The organism is Bacteriovorax sp. As-1 (assembly GCF_058446905.1).
Window position 1 is genome coordinate 2,224,479 of sequence record NZ_CP184341.1, and the last position, 20,475, is coordinate 2,244,953.

The following is a 20,475-nucleotide window of genomic DNA, read 5'->3' on the forward strand; positions in this document are numbered from 1 at the left end:
CGCTATCCCAACATTCTAATCTCTTTTTCTATGATCGACGTAGAAGGTTGATTTCTTTATATGAAAAGACAGTATTTTTAGTCTGTTAAAGATCATGAAGGAGAATAAATCTACTTCTGTCATCAAACGAATTTTAGTTTTTTTAGGTCAAAAAAGTGCGTCTTTTTAGAGGCAATAGAGAAGGAGCGGTACTGGCCTTTAAGAGGCAGTACCGCGCTAAATAAAATTAAGATTCTTTTGGTTCTTTTGGAGCTTTCGGTTGTTTTGGGGCCTTAGGCTTCGGCTCTGGTTTTGGTTCAACCGGAAGATCAATTTTTGGGAACAGTGGCATTGGCTCAGAAAGCTCATACGTTGTTGTTCCAAACTTCACGTCTTCATACTTGCCTAACTTCACTCCAAGAGGCTCTAACGCCTTCTTAGCAGTGTCTGGAAGGAAAGGAGACAGAAGGGTAGAGATCGCATGGATCGAGTATAGGCAGTTATAAACAACTTGTTTAAGCGCCACTTTATCTTCTTTAAGTTTCCATGGCTCTTTCGTGTTTACGTACTGGTTCATATTGTTGACACCTTCCCAAAGAGCTTCAAGCGCTTTGTTGTGTTCACGTTTTTCCATGTACTCTTTCATCTTCTTGAAGTTTTCATCGAAGTTAACTTCTTGTGTGATGCCTGCGCCATCAACCGTTGGAGCGTTGTCTTTTAAGTAAAGCTTAATTACACGCATGATCAGGTTCCCAAAAGAGTTCCCAAGTTCAGCATTGTGCTTTTCAATTAATTCTTTCTCAGAAAAACGCCCGTCACTTTGAGCAGGAAGCGCGCGAAGAAGGTAATAACGGAAACTATCCAGCGGATACTTTGCCAGCATATCGTTTGGATCAATAACGTTGTTAAGTGACTTCGACATCTTTTTTCCGTCTTCAGCAAGGATCATTCCGTGAACGTAAACTTGTTTTGGAAGAGCGATACCAGCAGCGTGTAGCATGATCGGCCAGATAACGGTATGGAACCAAGTAATGTCCTTACCAATAACGTGCATTGAAGCTGGCCAGAATTTTTCATTCGGAGTTCCAGCAACAGCAGCATAGTAGTTAATTAAAGCATCAAACCACGTGTACATAACAAACTTAGGATTTCCTGGAACCGGGATTCCCCATCCTTCGTTTGGACGAGAGATTGGAAGATCTCTTAGTTTGTCGCCTTCTAAACGCGAAAGCATTTCATTGTATGAAGAGCTTGGCACGATGAAGTTTGGATTCGTCTTGATGTAAGCGATGATCCAATCTTGGTAAGCGCCCATTTTAAAGAAGTAACCTTCTTCTTCTTTTTTTGTAAGTGGTGTGTTGTGGGCTGGACAGATATTGTCCGGCGCCTGAGTGTCAGTGTAGAAAGACTCACAAGCAAGACAATAGTTCCCAGAGTAAACTCCAAAGTACACGTCGCCTTTAGCTTCAAGTTTCTTCCAAAGATCAACGCACACATCGTGGTGGCGTTTTTCAGTTGTCCTGATGAAGTCGTTGTTTGAAACGTTTAAGTCAGCGCAAAGCTTTTTAAAGATTGCTGAGTTGTCATCGACAAACTTCTGCGTCTCAAGGCCTTGTGCTTTTGCCGACTCAATAAGCTTTTGTCCGTTTTCGTCTGTTCCAGTTAGGAAGTATGTTTCATAACCTAAGAACGCGTGCCATCTAGAGTAGGCGTCGCTGACGATTTTTTCGAGGGCATGGCCCATGTGCGGTCTACCGTTTGGGTAATCAATCGCGGTAGTGATATAAAATTTTTCGCTCATATAAATCCTTATGCTTTTACAACAAAGTTAACAATTTTTCCTGGAACGTAAATTTCTTTAATGATTGCTCCAGTAAGGTGCTTCGACACGTTCTCATCTGCTTTTGCCATCGCGATCGCATCTGCTTGAGTGATCCCTGGCTCAACTTCAAGAGTTGCACGAAGTTTTCCATTAACCTGAACCGCCACAGTGATCGTGTCGTCTTTTGCCAGGTTTTCGTCAAACTTAGGCCATGATTCATAAGTAAGCGTCGTCTTTCCACCAAGTATTTCCCAAAGCTCTTCACCTAGGTGAGGGGCCATTGGAGCAAGAAGAAGGGTGAATGTCTTAGCCGTTTCATTTGTTACCTTCCCAGCTTTGTAGCAGTGGTTAACAAAAATCATCAGCGCAGAAATTGCTGTGTTGAAACGAAGGTGATCGTAGTCTTCAGTCACTTTTTTAATTGCTTTATGAAGAGCTTTTAGAGTTTCATCAGTTTCAGCACCAGTTGTGATGTGTGCAGGATCAGCAAAGAATCTGTAAGCGCGAGAAAGGAAGTTAAATACCCCTTTAACTCCGTTTTCATTCCATGGCTTAACTTTTTCTAGTGGCCCCATGAACATTTCATAAAGGCGAAGAGAATCAGCTCCTGATTCTTTAACAACCGCGTCCGGGTTCACAACGTTACCGCGGGACTTTGACATTTTTTCGCCGTCAGTTCCAAGGATCAGGCCTTGGTTCACTAACTTTTGGAACGGTTCTTTTGTTGAAACAAACCCAAGATCAAAAAGCACTTTGTGCCAGAAGCGAGCGTATAGTAAGTGCAGAACCGCGTGCTCAGCTCCACCGATGTAAAGGTCAACTGGCATCCAGTATTTTTCTACGTCTTTATTCCATGGCTCTTTTTCGTTCTGTGGATCACAGAAGCGTAGGTAGTACCAACAAGACCCTGCCCAGTTAGGCATTGTGTTTGTTTCACGTTTTGCTTTTTTACCTGTTTTTGGATCAGTAATCCAAAGCCAGTCTGTAGCGTTGGCAAGTGGAGACTCGCCGTTACCAGATGGTTTAAATTCTTTTAGGTCAGGAAGAGCAAGTGGAAGTTCATCAGCGTCTAAGCATCTGATCGTTCCATCTTCAAACTTTAAGATAGGGAATGGTTCACCCCAGTATCTTTGACGAGAGAAAATCCAGTCGCGAAGTTTGTAGTTAATTTTTCCTGTCCCAAGCTTTTTAGACTCAAGCCACTCGATCACTTTTTTCTTAGACTCAGCAATGTTTAATCCATTGATGAAGTCAGAGTTCATGTGCTTTCCGTCTGCCGTGTAAGCCGCTTCGTCAATATCGCCGCCTTCAATAACTCTCACCATCGGAAGGCTGAACTTTTTCGCGAACTCATGATCTCTTTCATCGTGAGCAGGAACGGCCATAACCGCACCTGTTCCGTAAGTTGCAAGAACGTAGTCCGCAATCCATACCGGGATTTGTTTTCCAGTTGCCGGGTTAATGGCGAATGCTCCAGTTGGAACTCCGGTTTTATCTTTGTTAAGTTCAGTTCTCTCTAATTCGTTTTTAAGCTTACAAGCTTCAACGTAAGTCTCAACTGCTGCCTTTTGAGAGGCCGTCGTGATTTTTGCAACAAGCGCATGCTCAGGAGCGATGACCATGTAAGTTGCACCAAAAAGAGTGTCTGGTCTTGTGGTGAAGACTTCGATCTCTTCCCCTGATTCTACTTTAAACTTGATGGTTGCCCCTTCAGACTTTCCAATCCAGTTTCTTTGCATTTCTTTAATTGATTCCGGCCAGTCAACATCTTCGATGTCGTTAAGCAGTCTTTCAGCGTACTCAGTGATTCTCAGTACCCATTGTTTCATCTTCGTTTGGATAACCGGATGGCCTCCAACTTCAGACTTTCCATCGATAACTTCTTCGTTTGCTAGAACTGTTCCAAGCGCCGGGCACCAGTTTACGTTCATTTCAGATTCGTAAGCTAAACCTTTGTTGTAAAGCTGAACGAAAATCCATTGAGTCCACTTGTAGTAATCAACGTTACTCGTCGCGATCTCTCTGTCCCAGTCGTAAGAAAACCCAAGGGCCTTAAGCTGACGAGTGAAAGTCGCAATGTTCTTTTTAGTCGTGATATCCGGGTGAGTGTTGGTCTTCATGGCATAGTTCTCTGCCGGTAACCCGAAAGAGTCCCATCCCATTGGGTGAAGAACGTTATAGCCCAGCATTCTTTTATAACGAGACATGATGTCCGTCGCTGTATATCCTTCAGGATGACCTACGTGAAGTCCATCTCCAGATGGGAAGGGGAACATATCGAGAGCGTAGTACTTTGGCTTCTTCGAATTGTTTTCCGCTTTAAATGTTTTGTTGGTTTCCCAAAACTTTTGCCACTTGGCTTCGATGGTTGCGAAGTCGTAGTCGTTTTGGTTTTGTTGGGCATTGGTAGTTTCAGACATGAATGAAATCCTTGGTAAATGAACCTGATTATTTTGGAAGTCAAAATTTTAACACTAGGAATGCTTTTTATCAAAGTGTATAATAGGGGAAAGTTTGTACATTCCCTGGAGCTTTTATGAATGAGAAAATTATCGTCTACCCAATTAGCGCTAACCCGCCAACATGGGGACACGCCGATATCATGATGAGGGCGGCCACTCATTTCGACCACCTTTACTGGGTTGCTGCGACGAACCCTAAAAAAGCTTACATGTTCACAGTTGAAGAACGATTGGAAATGATGCAGGCTTACGTAGATTACTATAAACTAAAAAACGTCACTATTGTCTCGCACGAGGGGACGATTGCTCGCTTTGCAGAAGATAAAAAGGCCCAGTTTTTACTCAGAGGACTCCGAAACTCTTCTGACTATCAAATGGAACTTGAACTCTCTGTCGGTAACCGCGGAATCAGCAAAGACATCGAGACCATCTGTCTTTTCGCTAAACCTCACTTTGCAACAATCTCTTCAAGCTTAATTAGAGAACTGGCCCAATTAAATGAGCGCATCGATCAATACGTCATGCCTTCAATTGCTAAAAAAATTCTGCATAAACTTCACGGAGATAAAGCGATCAAATGAGAACGCTGATTATTTTAGGTCACCCTGATAAAAAATCACTGTGTGCCGCGATTGCAGACAGCTATGAAAAAGGCGCAAAAGAAAAAGGGGGAGAGATAGAGCGAATCAATCTCTCTGACTTAAATTTCAATCCCAATTTAAAAAATGGCTACAGGGTAGTTCAAAACCTGGAACCTGATTTAATCGAAGCTCAAAAAAAAGTAAAATGGGCCACGCACATCGTGATCGTTTTTCCGGTCTGGTGGGGTGGGGCTCCGGCACTTCTTAAAGGTTTTTTAGACCGCGCTTTTTTACCTGGATTTGCTTTTAAATACCGCGAGAATTCTCACAATTGGGACAAGCTTCTCACTGGGAAAAGTGCACGTTTAATCGTAACGAGTGATGCTCCCGTCTGGTGGTTATACCTGACGTACTTTCACCCCGCCGTCAACATGATGAAAAAAGCGGTGCTGGAATTTTGTGGAGTGAGCCCGGTTGAAGTCATGAGTTTTGGATCAATCAAAGATGCGAGCGAAAAGCGCATTGAGGGGATTATCTATAAGGCCTTTAGAGCAGGGCTAGACGAAAACTAAAGACGTTCTGCCATTCCAATAAATTCTTTAATCTTTGCCTGCGAGAATTTGTTGTCGCAGTTATTTTCAATTGCATCAAAAAACTTAATTAACGATAACGAAAGCTTATTTCCTTTTGCTGTTAAACTATAAGCATAACCTCTTAAATCATTGTCTACCATTTCACGGGAAATGAACTTTCTCTCTTCCAGAAAAGAAGTGCAATGGCTGATATTGCCCTTAGTTGTCGGGATAATTCCCGAGAGTTCATTAAAGCGGATTGTCTTTTCTGGTTCAAAAAAGATCGCCAATAAGATCAATGCCTGGTTGAGATTGAGATCAAACTCTTTAAGACCAAGATTCATTTCTTTTTGCAGTCGCATACCGTTGGAAATCAATGAAATCGTAGCACTTTCAGTAATGAATTTTTGTAGCTTAGGCTTTTTCATATTGTTTAGCAGTAAATAGTTTAGCAATAAACTATGTCAGTTGATGATGTTTTGCAATTGTTTTTCATTGGAAGATTTCCTAATAATTGTGAACACAGGAGAAAAATATGCAGACATCAAAGGCCTTGGTTCCCGAACTTATTATAAAATTCCCGGAAAAGACAAAGGCCACCGTCATTTCTTTTCTATTAGGATTGGGAATGCTGAGCGCACTTGCTCAGCTTAAATTCGTTCTACCATGGACGCCCGTTCCGATTACTGGGCAGACATTTGGTGTGGCCTTATTAGCTCTTCTTTGGGGAAGCCGTTTATCTTTTTCAGTTTTTGCTGCTTACCTGGGAATTGGTTTTTTAGGAGCACCTGTCTTTGCAGGCGGAGCTTCTGGTTTCTTGATCGGGCCTACGATGGGGTATCTCGGTGGAATGTTCATCGCCTCTTGGGTGGTTGGAAAATTAAGTGACAGGGGATGGACTGAAAGTTTTTGGAAAGCTCTTTTTGCCTGCTACATCGGAAGTGCGATTACTTTTTCTTTTGGTGTCTTTGGATTATTGTTTTTCATTCCAACAGAAAAATTGTTGATCGCTGGAGTACTGCCGTTTTTGCCTGGGGATTTATTAAAGAATCTGCTGGCCGCAGGAATTACCACTCGAAAACTAAGTCGTCCGAAAACCACTTCTTTTTAACTTTGTAATCTTTGAGCGAGTCATTAGCCAGGTAGTTTTCTAATTGATAGTTCTTCATGGTTTCGGCAAATGCATTGCTGCAGCCTTTGTGGGTTTTTCTCCACAAAAATATATTGTTTTCTTCTGCCTTTTCTTTTTTCTATTCGCTCTTCATGGCAGAGGCATTTACTTTTTTAAAGCAGGCCTGCTCGCCATTGACTGAGACGGGGACGTTGACCGTATTTTTATCGTAGAAGCCCGCGCTGCTTGAACCTCCACCAAGAGAGATACCAAAGCCAGTTTCTTTGCGGTAGCCGATAGCTTAGCTGTTGCATTTGGCGAATGCTTCGGAAAAAGAGATGGTGAATAGGAGCAGAGTTAGGGTTGTTTTCACTTTGAACTTTCAGGTCGGTTTGCTAAATAACTTTAGTTACTTGCGGGCAATGGTGTTGACTGCGTGACCGGCGGCCATAAGTCCGAATAAGGCCGTAATATGAGAGACTGAGCCCATGCCTGATTCACAATCTAGCTTGAGATTCGTTTCTGGGTCGGGAATATTGCAAGTACCACCTTCTGCTGTCGGATAGATAGTGTCTTCAGGTGAAAAAACACACATCATTTTAAATTTCTGCGGCTTCAGGTTGCTGGTTTTTGTTCCAGCTGGAAAGTCGAAATCGCGGCGTAGTTTTTTTCTCAATCTGAAAAGAAGAGAGTCATTTTTGCTGGAACCTAAATCCGCCAGCGTGACTTTTGTCGGGTCAACTTTTCCTGCGGCCCCCCCAGTGATAATCACTGGGATTTTTCTTTGGTGGCACTTAGATATAAGCAGAGATTTATTTTTTAAACTATCAATAGCATCAATCACAAAGTCGTAAGGCGCATCGAGAATAGCTTCAGCAGTAGACTCCGTAAAAAAATCTTCAATTAAATGGACATGGCAATCAGGGTTAATGGCCAAAATGCGATCGCGCATAACGTGGATTTTAAGTTTCCCATACTGGCCGCTCATTGCTGGAAGCTGACGGTTAGTATTAGTGATACAGACGTCGTCCAGGTCTACCAGAGTGATATAACCTACACCCGAGCGGGCCAGGGATTCGGCCGCCCATGAACCTACGCCCCCTAATCCTACGACCAGGACGCGGGCCCTCATCAGGTTTTTAAGCCCTTCGACACCATAGAGCCTGGCGATCCCGCCAAAGCGCTGGTTGTAGTCGGTTGTGACTTGTGATGGGGTTAAATCAATTGTCATGGGCGATTTATACCTATTTTATGGAGTTTTTCCAAGGGGGAAGGGCCTAAACAAGTATAAAAATTACAAAGGGGCTATTAAGCCATGCTGGTTGCTCTATACTCAGGCATCACACATTTTTTTAGAGGATTTTATGGCATTAGAGAGATTTAAGATTGTTTCGCCAAAAGATGGCCAGTCAGTCGACAACATTTTTGAAACATTACTAATCAACCTTGATCACATCATCAGCCTTAAGCCTATCCGTATGGTAGTGGAAGAGAAACTGGTAATGGGTTACTGGATTAGAACATCTAACGGGAAAAAATACCGTGCGGTGGAAATCCCGGACTCTTTAAAAGCTACCCTTGGCTCAGATGAGATTGATGGATCAACGACAGTGCTGAATGTACTAAGTGACGATCTAAATCAGCAGGAACTTTTAAACTAAGAACTTTTCTTAATTCATCCGCACTTCCCCCGGCGAAGATTACTTTTCCGGGGGAAGTTTTTTTTATGACCTCTAAAATCACAGCTTTCACATAGATTTCTGTTGCTTTTAAAATCGCTTCATCCGTCGTGTGAGGGAGTTCTTCATTACCTTTAAACAACTGGTCTGCTTTTAAATGTGGCAGCTGAGCGCTGTCGGAATAAGTTTTTAAGAAGCGGTTTAGTCCCGGAAAGATATATCCACCCTGGAAACCATCGTTAGTCACGAGGTCGCAAGTGATAAAAGTTCCGGCGTCAATCACCAGGACTTTTTCATTGGGTTTAAGTTTTTTGTAAACGCCATAAGCGGCAACCATGCGGTCTTCACCCAATGTTTCGCTATAGTCCACTTTCATATCGAAGAAATGCGTTTTTGTTCTTTTTGTTTTTAAGTCGAAGCTTGGCTTAATAGATAAGCTTTTGCCCACGCTGGAGATCAAAATAAAATCAGAAGCAACAGGAGTGTACTGATCGAGAGGCACAAGACTCTGCATCACACCATTGTCATGAATGGCGACTGTCGGATTCGTATTGCCGTTATCGATCGTAACTAATCTCATGCTTTTAAGTACTCGTTGATCAGTTTCATTTTGTATTCGTACAGGTTGCCGATTGGCTTGCAGAATTTAGGCGGATCTTTTTTTCCGTTGTGAAGCAGATCGTTCACGACTAGAACTTGCCCATCCGTGTGTTTGCCTGAACCGATACCAATTGTTGGGATTTTTAATTTATCTGTGATTTTTTTCGACAAAGACTCTTCAACAAATTCTAAAACAACACAGAAGCATCCGGCAGCTTCAAGCGCCTGAGCTTCTTTCATTAAACGAGTTTGAGAAGCCGTGTCTTTTCCGTGAGTGTAGTATCCGCCTTGTTCGTGTACAGACTGAGGAGTCAGGCCGATGTGCCCCATAACAGGAATCCCGATATGAGTCAGGCGCTCGATAATTTCCAGAATAAAAGGGAAGGCACCTTCAAGTTTTAGAGCTTCAACTCCCGATTGCTGAAAAAGTTTAATGGCGTTTTGCACACCAAGCTCCATCGTAGCGTAGCTTCCAAAGGGAAGATCGGCGACGACAAATTTTTCAGGGGCTCCACGTTTAACAGCTTTGGAGAACGTGATCATCGTTTCAGTGTCGACCTGAATGGTGTGGTCGTAACCTAAAACAACATTTCCTACACTGTCGCCGATTAAAAGAAGATCAAGGCTCGTTTCATTCATCAACTGGGCCATTTGATAATCGTAACAAGTCAGCATCTGCAGAGTGCGTTTTGCTGTTTTCTTTTTAAAGGCGCGGATTTTTCTGGTGTCTAATTTCATATTTATCTCACTAATTGATAAGATCAGCTTTTAATCTTTTATAAACCTGAGAGAGTTCTTCATTTTCCCAGTCTTTGGTTACTTTAGCTCTTAGTTCGTCGGTGTATCCCTCTACCTCTTTGTAGAAAGTGCGGTCGTTGATATCTTTCATGATTTTCTCCAGACCTTTTTCGAACTCTTCGCCTAGAAGAAGTTCTTTGCCTTTTAGTGAGCCTAAAAGAGCATTGGGAGAAATCAGGTTGAAAAAAGCTTCAGGTCCTAATGTCACGATGGCCTGAGAGATTGATTTCAACTCTAAAAAACATTCCATAAAAGCGACTTCCTGAGAGATGCCGTTTTTTCTAAGAGTGTTGAAAGATTTTAAAGCGACGTAGGGAAGAATCGAGCAAAGGAATGACTGCTCAGAAAATAAATCAGCAGCGCACTCTTCATCGAAGTTACTTTTGTAAAGAGCAGTGAAGCCTGCTGCTTTAGCAATCATGCGCAGGTCTGCTTCAAGGGCCGCTGAGTCGGCACAATAAGCAGCACCGATTTTTCCTTTGATCTCGTACTGGTATCGTACTTCACTGGCAATCGCCTTTGGAGCGAGTAGTGAGTGATGAATGTTTGGATATGCTTTCTTCAAATCAAACTTTGAAACACTGAAACCGTGAGCATAAATTAAATGGGCCCCGGGTGCTAAGTAGGATTGATTTTTTTGCAGGAAGCTTAGCTGTTGATCATCAGGGATCAGCATCACAAGCAGGCGCTCGTTTTTCAAAGCGTCACTTTCCAGATCAATAATTTGAAAACCCATTTGCTCGGCAAGAGCGCGCGATTTACTTCCTTTGTTTAAAGCAATTTTTAAGCTCTGCTTTGAATCTTTGAGGTTCAATGCCCATGCTTTTGCTTGCGAGCCAAAACCGACGATTGTCACGCTGGATTTTAGAGACTCCATAAACTTTCCTTTGTCAGATCTTCATGAATAAAGCTACACTCTTAGGAAGAAAGAGGCTAGCATTTCATTGAAAATAATATCGCAAGATTCCATTCCATTTTATCAGTCAGAAGAGCTAAACCGCGGGGTTTGGACCTTCACTTCTTTTCTTTCAGGGCAAGAGCAGTTTGTCTTTTTAAACGAGCATTTAAACCGATTGCTAAAAGGCGCAGATCACTTATTTCCTAAGGCAAATTGGATGAATTTTAGGGGAGAAATTGAAGCTTTTTTACAAGCTGAATTTGTCCCGGCACATTATTTTCGTCTTAGTATCGCTGGGGATACTTTGCTTTTTACCAAGAAGCCCCATGCACCAAAAAATCCTTATTTAAATTTGGGAAATGCCACATCAATCAAGGCCCAAAGCCTCGTGCCCTCGTTTGTTAAATCTCCCAACTATTTAGTGGCTGATCTGGAACTTAAAGAGGCCTTAAAAAGAAAATGTGACGATGTCATTTTTTTCGATCATCAGGGAAACTTAACAGAGGCGAGTACTTCGAATGTTTTTGTCTGGGTGGATGATAAAACGGTCCTGACACCTAAGCTTTCCTCTATGGTATTGGACGGTGTGACCCGCAAGAAATTAATTGAATACTTAAAACGCGAAGACTTTCATGTGATTGAATCCGACATTTCTAAAAGTGAGCTTGAAAGCTCCAGGGAAATTTGGTTAACTAATGCCATACAAGGCATTCGTTTGGTTGATCAATATGAAAAGATCAATTTTGTGAGAGAGAAAAATCTTTACCAGACTACGTGCCTTAAATTCGGCCGATTCGGAGAAAGGTATGAATAAACTGCTAAAAGTTAAATGCCCACAGTGTGATACTGCTTTTACTTATTACGAATCAGAGTTTCGTCCTTTCTGCTCAAAGAGATGTCAGCAGATTGACCTCGGACACTGGTTCCAGGAAACGTATACAGTCCCGACAAAAGATGTCGTCATGGAAGAGGAACAATCAATCGATCAGGATAGCGATGAAAGAAATGAAAGCGAATACGAAAAATAAAAAAGCAGTTGTTAAAAAAGAAGAAGCACTTAAACTGGCGATGGATCTTGGAGTCAAGGCTTCAAAACTTCTTTTGGAAAAACAAAAAAAACTATCCAGCTTAAAAATCACAACGAAAGTGGCCCAGGGAATTGCCAGCAACGCCGATGTTGAATCGGAAAAACTGGTGATTGATGGGATCATGAAAAAATACCCGGATCATTTTATCCTGGCAGAAGAGAGCGCCTATAAAGAATATATGGGCGAGATGAATCGCTATAAATTTCTGAAAGAAAAAGACTGGGTGTGGATTATCGATCCTCTGGATGGGACAAATAATTTTTTAAACGGACTCGATTATTACGGAGTCTGCATTTCTCTGGTTCATTTCGGAGAGCCGGTAGTCGGAGTGGTGATCAGACCGACTAACGGAGATTGTTTTTATGCCATCAAAGGCAAGGGAACAAAATTGATCAACTTTTCAAAAGACTTCAAAAAGAAATCCAAACCTATCAGCTTAAAAAAGACATCGACGAAAAAAACACTGAGTGACTCGTTATTAGTTACTGGATTTGCCACAGAAAAAGGCCCGGTCTTTGATCAGGAATTTGACCTGTTCAAAAAACTCATGGGCAAAAGCCGTGGTATCAGACGAATGGGAAGTGCGGCCCTGGATTTATGTTATGTGGCCCGCGGAGTATTTGACTGTTTTTGGGAGAGAGGATTGGCGGCATGGGATGTTTCTGCTGCCGGATTAATCTGTCTTGAGGCCGGTGTTTTAGTAACTGATTATGACGGTCAGAAATTCCATCCTTTCCAAGCGACAATCGCAGCGGCAAGAGCTCCTTTACACAAGGAAATGTTGTCTTTATTTGGGAACAGATTATAATTCCATATAGATGCGATTAGAGATTAAATCCTAGGAAGGGACCGTGACAGAAACAATACGTTTGATTCTCACCAAATTTACTGATGAAACCATCACAGTGTTTAGTTTGCTATTACTGCTGACGATGGTGGCGATTATTATCTATTGGTTTTACAACCGCAAAAAGTTTCATCAGCTCTCACACGAAATCCCAGCGAGTGTTGTAAAAAATTATTTAGATTCAATTATCCAGAATTCTAATTCACTTAAATCATCTCTTTTTAGAGGCGGTGGCCTTGATATGGGCAACGGCGTTCCTTCTGTTGTGCCAGTAGGGGATCTTCCCTCTTCAATGAATATCGGTATTGGTGCCGGTGCTGAAGAAGTGACACAAAAAAATGCAGAGATCGCGGCACTTACCCAAAAACTAAGCGACCGTCAGAGACAAATCGTTGACCTCGAGAGAACTATCCAGGAGCTTTCTGCAGGAAAAGGTCTGGGCGCTGAAACTGAAATCCTGAAAAAAGACTTAGGGACAGCTCAACAAAGAGTGAGAGACCTAGAGGCGCAATTAGCAGAAGCGATGACAAAAGCTGGTGGAGACGCTGGTCTTCAAAAAGAGCTGGCCTCTGTTACAAGTGAAAGAAATGAAATCCGTGAGCGCTTAAAAGAATACGCCATTATCGAAGAAGACCTGGCAAACTTGAAGCGTCTTCAGCAGGAAAATGACCAACTTAAAGCTGAGCTTCAGGCCTTAAGAAAAGGAGCTCCAGCTCCAGCAACTGCGGCTGCTCCAGTAGCACCACCACCTGCAATGGAAGAAGTAGAAGATTTAGAAGCAGCTATGGCCCAGGCCATTGCTGATAGCAAACCAGCACCTGCTGCTGAAAAAGCTCCTCAGGTTATGGATATCCCTCTTGAAGACGTTCCTCAGGAAGAAGGGGAGCAGAAATCTGCAGAAGAACTGTTATCTGAATTTGAAAAAATGCTGGGATAATCCCGCGGGAGTTTTTGATGAAGAATGTAGCTCGTATTATCTGTCTTCTGTCTCTGACTTTTTCTGCTTATGCACAAGCAGCGATTAATAATTCAGATGTAAAAAATGCTCTTCTTCAACGATATATGCTTAATAACGACAAGACTCAAATGGCGAGCCTTAAGAGTGAAACTCTTAAGCACGGTGGAGAATCTGTTGCAGCCTTGATTGAAGTTATGAAAAACGGAAAGTACCCGGATAAAAACCGCTGGATGGCGACGTTCCTACTGGGACAAATCATGGGTGATAAGTCAGCTCCTTTCCTTTCAAAATTTTTAAAGCACCCTCACTGGGTTATGAGAATGGCCAGCTTAAAGACGATGCTTGCTCTAAAACAACGAGGGTACTCACAACAATACGCGAGCCTTTTAAAAGATGATTCATTCATCGTTCGCGCTCAGGCCCTGGATAACATCAGGACACTTAAGACGGTAGACGCCGCTCCACAAGTATGGGCAATGTTATACGATAAGAAAAATTACTATCAGCCAACAATGAACGGGAAAGCTCTTAAGGCAAAACGTTCAAATATCATCAAGTCAGTTATCTCAACAGTAGGGGAGCTGAAGTTTGAGAAAGCTCGCCAGCCACTTCTAAAGATGATTCAAAAAGAACGCTACAACGATATCTTCCCGGAGATGGATGCAAGTCTTGCAAAGATTACTGGACAGAAATCACCTAATGGGGACATGAGCAAGAAGAGAATCTTCTGGCAACGTATGGCCTTGAATACAACAATCTAATTTAGATATTTTTTTAGGAAACTTAGAAGTTCTTTTCGGCTTCTTTTGTTTTCTTATCTTCGATTTCTTGAAGCTTGGCTTCGATGGCCAGGGCTCTTTCAAGACGATAGAGGATAGATTTTTCTAAGATTCCGTCAGTTCTGATAATCTTCCAGCCTTGCAGGAAATCCTGCTCAACTCTCTGGCGTTTAAAGACTGTGACCTTCGCCACTTCTTTTGTTCCACGATAACCTTTGACGACGTTGATGATCAGTTTGAATTCCGCTCTTTTTACAGAGTCACTTGACCCGAAAGAGTCGGCGAAGTTTAGCTCAAGAGTGTTGTCGATCCAGCGGGTTTTAATGACTCCGGCATCCTGGTTGTAAACTTCTCTGGCGTATTTATTAGTGAGCTTCATCACCTCTTGCCAGACCTTGTTGTAGTCGGCACGGTAGACTTGACTTGGAATTTCAAGATCTTCAGTGACTTCCTTGAAATTCTCATAAGAAGAACAGCTGTAAGTCCCAAACAAAATAGCTGTGACTACAATGGTCTGTGCCATGATCTTTGGTAATCTTTGCTTTAAATTGTTTGAAAAACTTTTTATCATCTTCTTAATATTGTAACGTAAGACCCAGTAGTTTCAAGATTTTCACTTAAAAGGGAAAGTATGACCCACTCAAAAACCATGGCGGATGTTCTTAAATTAGAAGCAGAATCGCTTCTTAGGGCCGCTGAAATTTTAGAAAAGAATCATTCAAAAGATGCAGATAAACTAACCAGCTTGTTTGATCAATTGAGAGCGACAGGTTCGTCGATTATTTTTTGTGGAGTAGGAAAGTCCGGCATTATCGCTCAAAAGTGTGCTGCCACTTTTACTTCTCTTGGTCTTCCGGCCCTTTTCCTTCACCCGACAGAAGCTCTTCACGGAGACCTGGGACGAGTAGGGAAAAACGATGCCATCGTCCTTTTAAGTAAATCAGGAACTACAGAAGAAGTCTTAAAGCTTATGCCATTTTTACAAATCCCAAAAAGCCACCGCATCGCTCTTGTGGGAAAAGTGCCTTCTCCTATTTCAGAGTACTGTGACATTATTTTTGATTGTTCGGTAGAAAAAGAAGCCTGCATCAACAACCAGGCACCAACGACGAGTTCAACACTGGCGCTGGCAATGGGCGACGCCATGGCCGTGCTTTTTGAAAAATACATAGGTCTTTCAAAAGAAGGTTTTGCCGTTAATCATCCGGGAGGAATCCTTGGTAAATCTCTGCGCATGAAAGTGCGAGACCTGACTATCAAAGAAGACCAGTGCCCGGTTTTAAAGAGCACACAGACACTTCAGGACGCTATTCTTATGATGACTAAGTTTCCAGTGGGAGGCTGTGCAGTTGTCGATAATGGAGAGTTTAAAGGCATTCTGGTTGAAGGCGATATAAGACGAACATTTACTCGCGAAAACCAAGGGCTGCAAACAAGTGTAGAGTCCATCATGAATAGGACTCCAACTAGTATTCACCCGGATCAATTAGCTTTTGAAGCTCTGGAGCTTATGGAATCGAAGACAAGGTCATTTCAAATACTGCCGGTCTTAGAAGGGAAAAAGTTTTTAGGCTTTATTCGTCTTCATGATCTCTTGAAAGAAGGTTTTTCTCTTAAGGGCTAATTCTACTAATCCTAAAACCAGTGCGATCGCAAGAAAGCTCAACAGACCAAAAGTTTGAAAGAGTGTTTTTTCTCTTTTAACAAAAGAAAAGTCGTGATCGAGATACGTTTTTTCACCCAATGATAAACGAGGGCTCTCGCTTCCATCAGGATAAATGACCGTTGAAATTCCCGTATTCGTTGACCTGATAATCGGCAGGTTGAATTCAAGTGCACGCCATTTACTTAAGAATAAGTGCTGATGAGGTTCCGCGGTGTCGCCATACCATGAATCATTAGTCAGGTTGATTAAGAACTGAGCTTCTTCCTTTTGATGGTTAAGCATATCAGAGACAAAATCAGGGAATAGAATTTCGTAACAAATAACTGAAACAAAACTATGATTGTCTCTGGTTTTAAAACCAGTATAAGTGTCACCTTCAGCAAAGTAAGAGATGTTAGTAATGATACCACTTAGGTACTGATTAAGTGGCCCAAAAGGAAGCCCTTCACCAAAAGGGATCAGGCGCATTTTGTGATAGACTTCTTTCATGTATCTATCGCTGCTAAAAAGAAAAGCAGAGTTGTAGTCGCTTTTGTAATTTTGCTCGCCTGGCTTAAGACTTGAATCGTAACCACCAATAAAAAGTTCAGCTCCTGTTTTTTCGATAATGCTGTCGATCACTGACGGAGGTGGGAAGTTTTTATTATTTTTCATCCCTTCACTTAAGAAGAGAGTCGGGAACGCTGTTTCGGGCCAGATGACTAAATCTGTTTTTTCTGGAAGTTTATCAGTGCTTAGAAAGTAATAGCTGTCGTAGACACTCTTGATTGAGTTAACACTTCCGCGTTCAGAATCAATTTTAAGAAAGTTTCCGATGTTGGGTTGGACCATGCGGATTTTTAGCGTGCTTAATTCCTTGGCACTGCTCGGGTATAAAAAAGGCAAGTGAAGCACAATCACAACTAAAACAAATCCGTAGTAGAGTTTAGGTTTTTGTTTGGTTTTAAAGTGCTCTACCAGCGCCAGAGATAAAAGGGCCGTGAAGAATGAATAAAAAGCAGCTCCTGCCCATGGTGCAAAGACCAGTTTCACTGTCGGAGCCAATGAAAGAAACGAATGCCCTAAGTGCGCCGGGAATTGCTGAGGCACAAAGCGCTCGAGTAGAACATACCCTACGGCAAGAAAAAGCGGGTGTTTGATTTTGTTTTTTAAAACGACATAACAGTAGACTTGGGGAATGATGACAAATGAAAATACCAGGCCAAGCAGATAGTTTAAAGGAAAGAAGAGACCGCCGAACTCTTTAAGAGTATGCGGGATCCAGTAGAAACCAAGTAGGTAAAAACCAAGTGAGTAGGCTAAACTTAAAACAAATTGTTTTTTGAGAGATGTTTCCTGATCCAGGGCCCAGTTAAAAAGAGCAAATCCGATGATCGGAGCAATAAACAGCGATGAGCCGTTAAAAAGTGGGAAGCCCAAAGCATAAAGCATTCCGGCCAGGAGACAGACGATAATTGTTCGGTATTTTAATAAAATTGGCATAAAGAGATACTAGTTTTATTCAGATTATTTGCCAATGAGAGACTCTCACTTTAGAATTTTATTATGAACAATGATGTTTCTAGAATAACTCCAGGAAAGGGAGAGTCTCTCGATTATTTTGAGGGCCTTCGTTCATCCATCCCAGAAGCAGCTTACAAACCAGTTAAGCGCTGCCCGAATTGCCAGTCGGTTTATTTAACCGATACAAACTGCGAAGCATGTGGGCGCTCACTCCTTTATCATCCGATCGGAGATCCGTTTAGCGCTAAAAGCCTTTATGGTTTTAAAGAGCGCTACTACGAGAGTTTCTCAACTTTCATTAAGTATTTCCCGGTTTTTGAAAACAAGACTGGCAATGAAGCCAAAAGCTACGTCAGAAAACTGATGAAGCGCTTTGATGATTTGTTAGAGGCCTTTGGTGATGAAGAGGCCATGGATACAAAAAACCGCAGGCTTTTTTATGTCGAAATCATGGAACTTATGGATGAGCTTCTTCGTTATGGGACGAGCCCAGTGCTTCTTCAGCAAAAAATTGAAGGCAGCTCATTTGAGACCGGTTCTCTTTTATCTGAACAATTGCTTTTGTATTTAAATGAAACGAAAAAAGAAAATAAGCTTGAAGCTTCGTGGAGTGTGCGCTTTTTAAATCATCGTTGGTTTGGTTTGAAAGTGGACAGGATTTTTAAGACGTTTATAATCGCGGCCACTGTGGTTGCAATGGCCGTCGCTTATTATGGTGTGATTAGTTCGCAAGTCGGTAGATAATTTTCCCTTCTTCTTTTTTAGCCTGAGACTTAGAGTCGTTAGCTAGCTGACGGTTTGGAGTGTCTTCGTATTGAGCAGCAAGAGTGATCGCAGCTGAAGCATCAAGACGTCCACCTGTTGCGCATTTTCCTTCCATCGTTACTTCTTTTTTAGCAGAAGCTTTGATGATTTCCTTAATTTTTTCAGTCGGAAGGTTAGGGAACTGAGACTTAATTAAAGCAGCTACACCTGTTACGAATGCTGTTGCTTGAGAAGTACCAGTTAAGTATCCTGCACGTCCGTTTTGTAGAGAAGATTTAATACGGTAACCTGGAGCAAAGATATCTACACTCGAACGTCCGTAGTTTGAAGAGCTAAGGATTCTTAAGTCTTCATCGTGGGCCGTTACAGTAATGATATTTTTCAGTCCGTAGCTTGCCGGGAAGTAAGCTTTCTTTCTATCGTCAATGTTAGACTCTTCGTTACCAGCTGCTGCAACAACCAGGATTCCTTTTCTTTCAGCTTCTTTAAGGATGCGCAGTTCTTCTACTGCGGCCTCAGGTCCACCACCAGAATAGTTGATAACATCAACGTTGTTGTCTACAGCGTATTTAAGAGCTTCAACCGTAGAGTTCAGGTTATCAAGTCCTGAAGCGTTTGGGTTGTAGTATTTTAGAGCAAGGATTTTAACGTCTGGGTAGATACTCTTAATGATCCCAGATACGTGAGTTCCGTGTCCGTGTTGATCAAGTGGAGCACCTTTTAGTTTTTTATCTTTAGAGAAGTCGACACCGAAGTTGTTCTCATCAACTTTTCCATTTTCTACGAAAATGTTCTTTTCAAGGAAAGGGTGGATCGGGTCGATACCAGTATCAACTACAGCAACGACGATTTCCTTTTTCTTCTTAAATTTCTTCCAGGCTTCTAGAAGATTAATGCTCGATGGATTTTCTGGATTAACTCCCCAGCTTACATAACTAGAAGTTAAATCACGTGGATCAAAATAAGACTTCTCTTCCATCTTTTGAGATTGAACTCTTGGAAGATTTCCCTGAATGTTGGCAGTCTGTGACCATGCACCAAACGAGATTGTTGCCACTACATTAAGTACAACAAGTCTGGTGATCATCTTCTTCATTTGATTCTTCATACTAATCCCTTAATTCGATCCGGCCAAGGTTCATTCTGGCCTAATTGGTTCTCCCCCATAAAAAGCAAGCTTCTTGCCAAGGAGTTCCCCTAATAATCTAGGGGGTTAAGGTTCAAAGTGATCAAAGAGTTGATAAAAAACTAGTGAGCTGTAAAAAGTTTAAACACATTTTTAGTGATGATTCCTGTTTTGATCCTAGACCAGGTTCTAAAAATTTTGTGAAAGGGTGAAAAAATGACACTAAATAAGTGGCAAGCAGATTGCTCTATATATTGGTAAGAGGCCCAAAGTGGGGCCACCCCCTCAAGGATGTAGAGGTCACTGTATGAAAAATGGATTACTTAGATTTTATCTCGTCTTTATGTTCGTCAGTTTAGCGCTTTTTTCATGTGAAAATCGCGACCTAAGCAGCGATGCCAGAGAAGCCAAGCAAAGCATTATCGACAGAAAGCCAGACATGCGTCATCCAGTGGAGCCCAACGAGGCACCAGCTGAACCTCAAAAAGGGAAGAAGTCCCGCGGTAAATACATTGCGAGATCGAGCAACTGGTGCTGATTCCCCCCTCAGCACTGCTTGCCCGGTATCAATAAAAAAGCCTCCAATTGGAGGCTTTTTCTATTTAGATCTTGTTGTGAGAGAAATGTGATTAGATAGCTTTGATAAATTTTTGGTTTTCTCTTTCTTGTTCTTCAGCGTGAGTGATACACAGATTTGTCCACGGTTGGTTTTCCAGGCGTTTTTCACCGATGGCCTCATCACACTCTTCGCAGTGACCGTAAACGTTCTGCTCGATCTTATAAAGGGCTTCATCAATGGCCTTAAGCTTTACCAGCTCTCTTTGGCGCATATTAAATGTTACTTGTTGATTGATGACCGATGTGGCCAGGTCAGCTTCGTCAGATAGGTCGTCTGAAGAAACAGTCAGGTCTTCTGTACTACGTAGAATACCACCGTTCATGATCTTCATCTTCGCCTGAAGAAGTAGTTCTTTGAATTTTTCCATCTTAGCTTTGTCCATACATTCCTCGTTTAAACTAGCAATCCTTAGAAACTCGGTCTGACGTGTGCGCCAGAAGAAACTTACCAAATAGTTTACCTTGTTTTCTGAATTTGACACAAGGGAAAAAACTACCATTACCTTTCATCTGGCCCTGAGTTTTGACTGAATAATCGACAAGTTTAGGCGCCATTTTGTCAAAAAAGTTTACAAGGTTTTGGGGAGCCATTATTATTGGGGAAATCTATAGAGAGGACGATT

General features: G+C 42.0%; 23 protein-coding genes. 12 read left to right on the plus strand and 11 right to left on the minus strand.

From position 1 onward, the window contains the following. Positions 1 to 226: 226 nt before the first annotated feature. Entirely contained in the window at positions 227 to 1,780 is a 1,554-nt protein-coding gene (gene metG / locus ACN20O_RS11170) for a methionine--tRNA ligase (RefSeq protein ID WP_491634016.1), read from the minus strand. Positions 1,781 to 1,788: 8 nt separating this feature from the next. After that, positions 1,789 to 4,221 carry a leucine--tRNA ligase gene (leuS, locus tag ACN20O_RS11175; RefSeq protein WP_491634017.1) on the minus strand — a complete coding sequence of 811 codons (2,433 nt, stop codon included), beginning with the start codon at positions 4,219 to 4,221 and terminating at the stop codon, positions 1,789 to 1,791. Between the two features lie 116 nt (positions 4,222 to 4,337). On the opposite strand from leuS, the gene coaD reads away from it, so the two are divergent. Both coaD and ACN20O_RS11185 read left to right on the plus strand, forming a co-directional pair. Beyond that, complete coding sequence (gene coaD, locus ACN20O_RS11180) at positions 4,338 to 4,844, plus strand: pantetheine-phosphate adenylyltransferase (RefSeq protein ID WP_491634018.1); 507 nt, start codon at positions 4,338 to 4,340, stop codon at positions 4,842 to 4,844. Further along, positions 4,841 to 5,416, plus strand: a complete 576-nt coding sequence (locus tag ACN20O_RS11185) for an NAD(P)H-dependent oxidoreductase (RefSeq protein ID WP_491634019.1) — start codon at positions 4,841 to 4,843, stop codon at positions 5,414 to 5,416. Before coaD ends, ACN20O_RS11185 begins: the two co-directional genes overlap by 4 nt. On the opposite strand, the gene ACN20O_RS11190 is transcribed toward ACN20O_RS11185, so the two are convergent. After that, positions 5,413 to 5,844: a MarR family winged helix-turn-helix transcriptional regulator gene (locus ACN20O_RS11190; protein ID WP_491634020.1), complete on the minus strand. Its 432-nt coding sequence runs from the start codon at positions 5,842 to 5,844 to the stop codon at positions 5,413 to 5,415. The genes ACN20O_RS11185 and ACN20O_RS11190 overlap by 4 nt on opposite strands. 107 nt (positions 5,845 to 5,951) lie before the next feature. On the opposite strand from ACN20O_RS11190, the gene ACN20O_RS11195 reads away from it, so the two are divergent. Further along, the gene (locus tag ACN20O_RS11195) at positions 5,952 to 6,527 is read left to right on the plus strand and encodes a biotin transporter BioY (RefSeq protein WP_491634021.1); all 576 of its coding nucleotides are present in this window, start codon (positions 5,952 to 5,954) and stop codon (positions 6,525 to 6,527) included. 409 nt (positions 6,528 to 6,936) lie between these two features. On the opposite strand, the gene ACN20O_RS11200 is transcribed toward ACN20O_RS11195, so the two are convergent. Then, complete coding sequence (locus ACN20O_RS11200; protein WP_491634022.1) at positions 6,937 to 7,758, minus strand: tRNA threonylcarbamoyladenosine dehydratase; 822 nt, start codon at positions 7,756 to 7,758, stop codon at positions 6,937 to 6,939. 133 nt (positions 7,759 to 7,891) lie between these two features. Between ACN20O_RS11200 and ACN20O_RS11205 the strand changes: the two genes are divergently transcribed. Then, the gene (locus ACN20O_RS11205) at positions 7,892 to 8,188 is read left to right on the plus strand and encodes a hypothetical protein (protein ID WP_133566691.1); all 297 of its coding nucleotides are present in this window, start codon (positions 7,892 to 7,894) and stop codon (positions 8,186 to 8,188) included. Here the strand turns inward: ACN20O_RS11205 and ACN20O_RS11210 are convergent. Genes ACN20O_RS11210 through ACN20O_RS11220 form a run of 3 tightly spaced genes read right to left on the minus strand, consistent with a single transcriptional unit; the run spans position 8,100 to position 10,481 of the window. Next, positions 8,100 to 8,786 carry a type III pantothenate kinase gene (locus ACN20O_RS11210; protein ID WP_491634023.1) on the minus strand — a complete coding sequence of 229 codons (687 nt, stop codon included), beginning with the start codon at positions 8,784 to 8,786 and terminating at the stop codon, positions 8,100 to 8,102. The genes ACN20O_RS11205 and ACN20O_RS11210 overlap by 89 nt on opposite strands. After that, complete coding sequence (gene panB, locus ACN20O_RS11215; RefSeq protein ID WP_491634024.1) at positions 8,783 to 9,544, minus strand: 3-methyl-2-oxobutanoate hydroxymethyltransferase; 762 nt, start codon at positions 9,542 to 9,544, stop codon at positions 8,783 to 8,785. Before panB ends, ACN20O_RS11210 begins: the two co-directional genes overlap by 4 nt. Before the next feature lie 10 nt (positions 9,545 to 9,554). Continuing rightward, on the minus strand, positions 9,555 to 10,481 hold the full coding sequence (locus ACN20O_RS11220; protein ID WP_491634025.1) for a ketol-acid reductoisomerase: 927 nt from the start codon (positions 10,479 to 10,481) through the stop codon (positions 9,555 to 9,557). A 67-nt stretch (positions 10,482 to 10,548) separates the two neighbouring features. Here ACN20O_RS11220 and ACN20O_RS11225 point away from each other — a divergent pair, with 67 nt between their 5' ends. From ACN20O_RS11225 to ACN20O_RS11245, 5 genes are read left to right on the plus strand one after another with little or no spacing between them, the layout of a single operon-like run. Beyond that, entirely contained in the window at positions 10,549 to 11,316 is a 768-nt protein-coding gene (locus ACN20O_RS11225) for an aminotransferase class IV (RefSeq protein WP_491634026.1), read from the plus strand. Further along, entirely contained in the window at positions 11,309 to 11,530 is a 222-nt protein-coding gene (locus tag ACN20O_RS11230; RefSeq protein WP_491634027.1) for a DNA gyrase inhibitor YacG, read from the plus strand. Before ACN20O_RS11225 ends, ACN20O_RS11230 begins: the two co-directional genes overlap by 8 nt. Further along, entirely contained in the window at positions 11,508 to 12,398 is an 891-nt protein-coding gene (locus ACN20O_RS11235; protein ID WP_491634028.1) for an inositol monophosphatase family protein, read from the plus strand. The genes ACN20O_RS11230 and ACN20O_RS11235 overlap by 23 nt, the downstream gene beginning before the upstream one ends. A 43-nt stretch (positions 12,399 to 12,441) precedes the next feature. Beyond that, positions 12,442 to 13,374: a hypothetical protein gene (locus ACN20O_RS11240; protein ID WP_491634029.1), complete on the plus strand. Its 933-nt coding sequence runs from the start codon at positions 12,442 to 12,444 to the stop codon at positions 13,372 to 13,374. Between the two features lie 17 nt (positions 13,375 to 13,391). Beyond that, positions 13,392 to 14,156: a HEAT repeat domain-containing protein gene (locus tag ACN20O_RS11245; RefSeq protein ID WP_491634030.1), complete on the plus strand. Its 765-nt coding sequence runs from the start codon at positions 13,392 to 13,394 to the stop codon at positions 14,154 to 14,156. Positions 14,157 to 14,178: 22 nt separating this feature from the next. Here the strand turns inward: ACN20O_RS11245 and ACN20O_RS11250 are convergent, their stop codons facing one another. Continuing rightward, entirely contained in the window at positions 14,179 to 14,697 is a 519-nt protein-coding gene (locus ACN20O_RS11250; protein ID WP_133566692.1) for a hypothetical protein, read from the minus strand. 108 nt (positions 14,698 to 14,805) lie between these two features. Here ACN20O_RS11250 and ACN20O_RS11255 point away from each other — a divergent pair, with 108 nt between their 5' ends. Continuing rightward, positions 14,806 to 15,798 (plus strand): KpsF/GutQ family sugar-phosphate isomerase, encoded by a 993-nt coding sequence (locus ACN20O_RS11255; RefSeq protein WP_491634031.1) that lies wholly within the window; start codon positions 14,806 to 14,808, stop codon positions 15,796 to 15,798. On the opposite strand, the gene lnt is transcribed toward ACN20O_RS11255, so the two are convergent. Further along, positions 15,742 to 17,322 carry an apolipoprotein N-acyltransferase gene (lnt, locus tag ACN20O_RS11260; RefSeq protein ID WP_491634032.1) on the minus strand — a complete coding sequence of 527 codons (1,581 nt, stop codon included), beginning with the start codon at positions 17,320 to 17,322 and terminating at the stop codon, positions 15,742 to 15,744. The two genes, ACN20O_RS11255 and lnt, sit on opposite strands and share 57 nt — an antisense overlap. A 63-nt stretch (positions 17,323 to 17,385) precedes the next feature. Here lnt and ACN20O_RS11265 point away from each other — a divergent pair, with 63 nt between their 5' ends. After that, positions 17,386 to 18,087, plus strand: coding sequence for a hypothetical protein (locus ACN20O_RS11265; protein ID WP_491634033.1), 702 nt, complete (start codon positions 17,386 to 17,388; stop codon positions 18,085 to 18,087). On the opposite strand, the gene ACN20O_RS11270 is transcribed toward ACN20O_RS11265, so the two are convergent. Continuing rightward, on the minus strand, positions 18,065 to 19,216 hold the full coding sequence (locus ACN20O_RS11270) for a S8 family serine peptidase (protein ID WP_102242396.1): 1,152 nt from the start codon (positions 19,214 to 19,216) through the stop codon (positions 18,065 to 18,067). The two genes, ACN20O_RS11265 and ACN20O_RS11270, sit on opposite strands and share 23 nt — an antisense overlap. 325 nt (positions 19,217 to 19,541) lie before the next feature. Between ACN20O_RS11270 and ACN20O_RS11275 the strand changes: the two genes are divergently transcribed. Then, the gene (locus ACN20O_RS11275; protein ID WP_491634034.1) at positions 19,542 to 19,772 is read left to right on the plus strand and encodes a hypothetical protein; all 231 of its coding nucleotides are present in this window, start codon (positions 19,542 to 19,544) and stop codon (positions 19,770 to 19,772) included. 91 nt (positions 19,773 to 19,863) lie between these two features. Here the strand turns inward: ACN20O_RS11275 and ACN20O_RS11280 are convergent, their stop codons facing one another. Further along, entirely contained in the window at positions 19,864 to 20,235 is a 372-nt protein-coding gene (locus tag ACN20O_RS11280; RefSeq protein WP_491634035.1) for a TraR/DksA family transcriptional regulator, read from the minus strand. Positions 20,236 to 20,475 lie beyond the last annotated feature (240 nt).

Bases quoted from the DNA above. Each gene is read 5' to 3' on its own strand.
- ACN20O_RS11210 (WP_491634023.1), bottom strand. From the start codon at position 8,786: ATGAGATTAGTTACGATCGATAACGGCAATACGAATCCGACAGTCGCC.
- panB (WP_491634024.1), bottom strand. From the start codon at position 9,544: ATGAAATTAGACACCAGAAAAATCCGCGCCTTTAAAAAGAAAACAGCA.
- ACN20O_RS11270 (WP_102242396.1), bottom strand. From the start codon at position 19,216: ATGAAGAATCAAATGAAGAAGATGATCACCAGACTTGTTGTACTTAAT.
- ACN20O_RS11200 (WP_491634022.1), bottom strand. From the start codon at position 7,758: ATGACAATTGATTTAACCCCATCACAAGTCACAACCGACTACAACCAG.
- ACN20O_RS11235 (WP_491634028.1), top strand. From the start codon at position 11,508: ATGAAAGCGAATACGAAAAATAAAAAAGCAGTTGTTAAAAAAGAAGAA.
- ACN20O_RS11245 (WP_491634030.1), top strand. From the start codon at position 13,392: ATGAAGAATGTAGCTCGTATTATCTGTCTTCTGTCTCTGACTTTTTCT.
- ACN20O_RS11185 (WP_491634019.1), top strand. From the start codon at position 4,841: ATGAGAACGCTGATTATTTTAGGTCACCCTGATAAAAAATCACTGTGT.
- ACN20O_RS11195 (WP_491634021.1), top strand. From the start codon at position 5,952: ATGCAGACATCAAAGGCCTTGGTTCCCGAACTTATTATAAAATTCCCG.
- lnt (WP_491634032.1), bottom strand. From the start codon at position 17,322: ATGCCAATTTTATTAAAATACCGAACAATTATCGTCTGTCTCCTGGCC.
- ACN20O_RS11250 (WP_133566692.1), bottom strand. From the start codon at position 14,697: ATGGCACAGACCATTGTAGTCACAGCTATTTTGTTTGGGACTTACAGC.
- ACN20O_RS11255 (WP_491634031.1), top strand. From the start codon at position 14,806: ATGACCCACTCAAAAACCATGGCGGATGTTCTTAAATTAGAAGCAGAA.
- ACN20O_RS11280 (WP_491634035.1), bottom strand. From the start codon at position 20,235: ATGGACAAAGCTAAGATGGAAAAATTCAAAGAACTACTTCTTCAGGCG.
- ACN20O_RS11230 (WP_491634027.1), top strand. From the start codon at position 11,309: ATGAATAAACTGCTAAAAGTTAAATGCCCACAGTGTGATACTGCTTTT.
- ACN20O_RS11275 (WP_491634034.1), top strand. From the start codon at position 19,542: ATGAAAAATGGATTACTTAGATTTTATCTCGTCTTTATGTTCGTCAGT.
- ACN20O_RS11220 (WP_491634025.1), bottom strand. From the start codon at position 10,481: ATGGAGTCTCTAAAATCCAGCGTGACAATCGTCGGTTTTGGCTCGCAA.
- ACN20O_RS11205 (WP_133566691.1), top strand. From the start codon at position 7,892: ATGGCATTAGAGAGATTTAAGATTGTTTCGCCAAAAGATGGCCAGTCA.
- ACN20O_RS11265 (WP_491634033.1), top strand. From the start codon at position 17,386: ATGAACAATGATGTTTCTAGAATAACTCCAGGAAAGGGAGAGTCTCTC.
- leuS (WP_491634017.1), bottom strand. From the start codon at position 4,221: ATGTCTGAAACTACCAATGCCCAACAAAACCAAAACGACTACGACTTC.
- ACN20O_RS11190 (WP_491634020.1), bottom strand. From the start codon at position 5,844: ATGAAAAAGCCTAAGCTACAAAAATTCATTACTGAAAGTGCTACGATT.
- metG (WP_491634016.1), bottom strand. From the start codon at position 1,780: ATGAGCGAAAAATTTTATATCACTACCGCGATTGATTACCCAAACGGT.
- coaD (WP_491634018.1), top strand. From the start codon at position 4,338: ATGAATGAGAAAATTATCGTCTACCCAATTAGCGCTAACCCGCCAACA.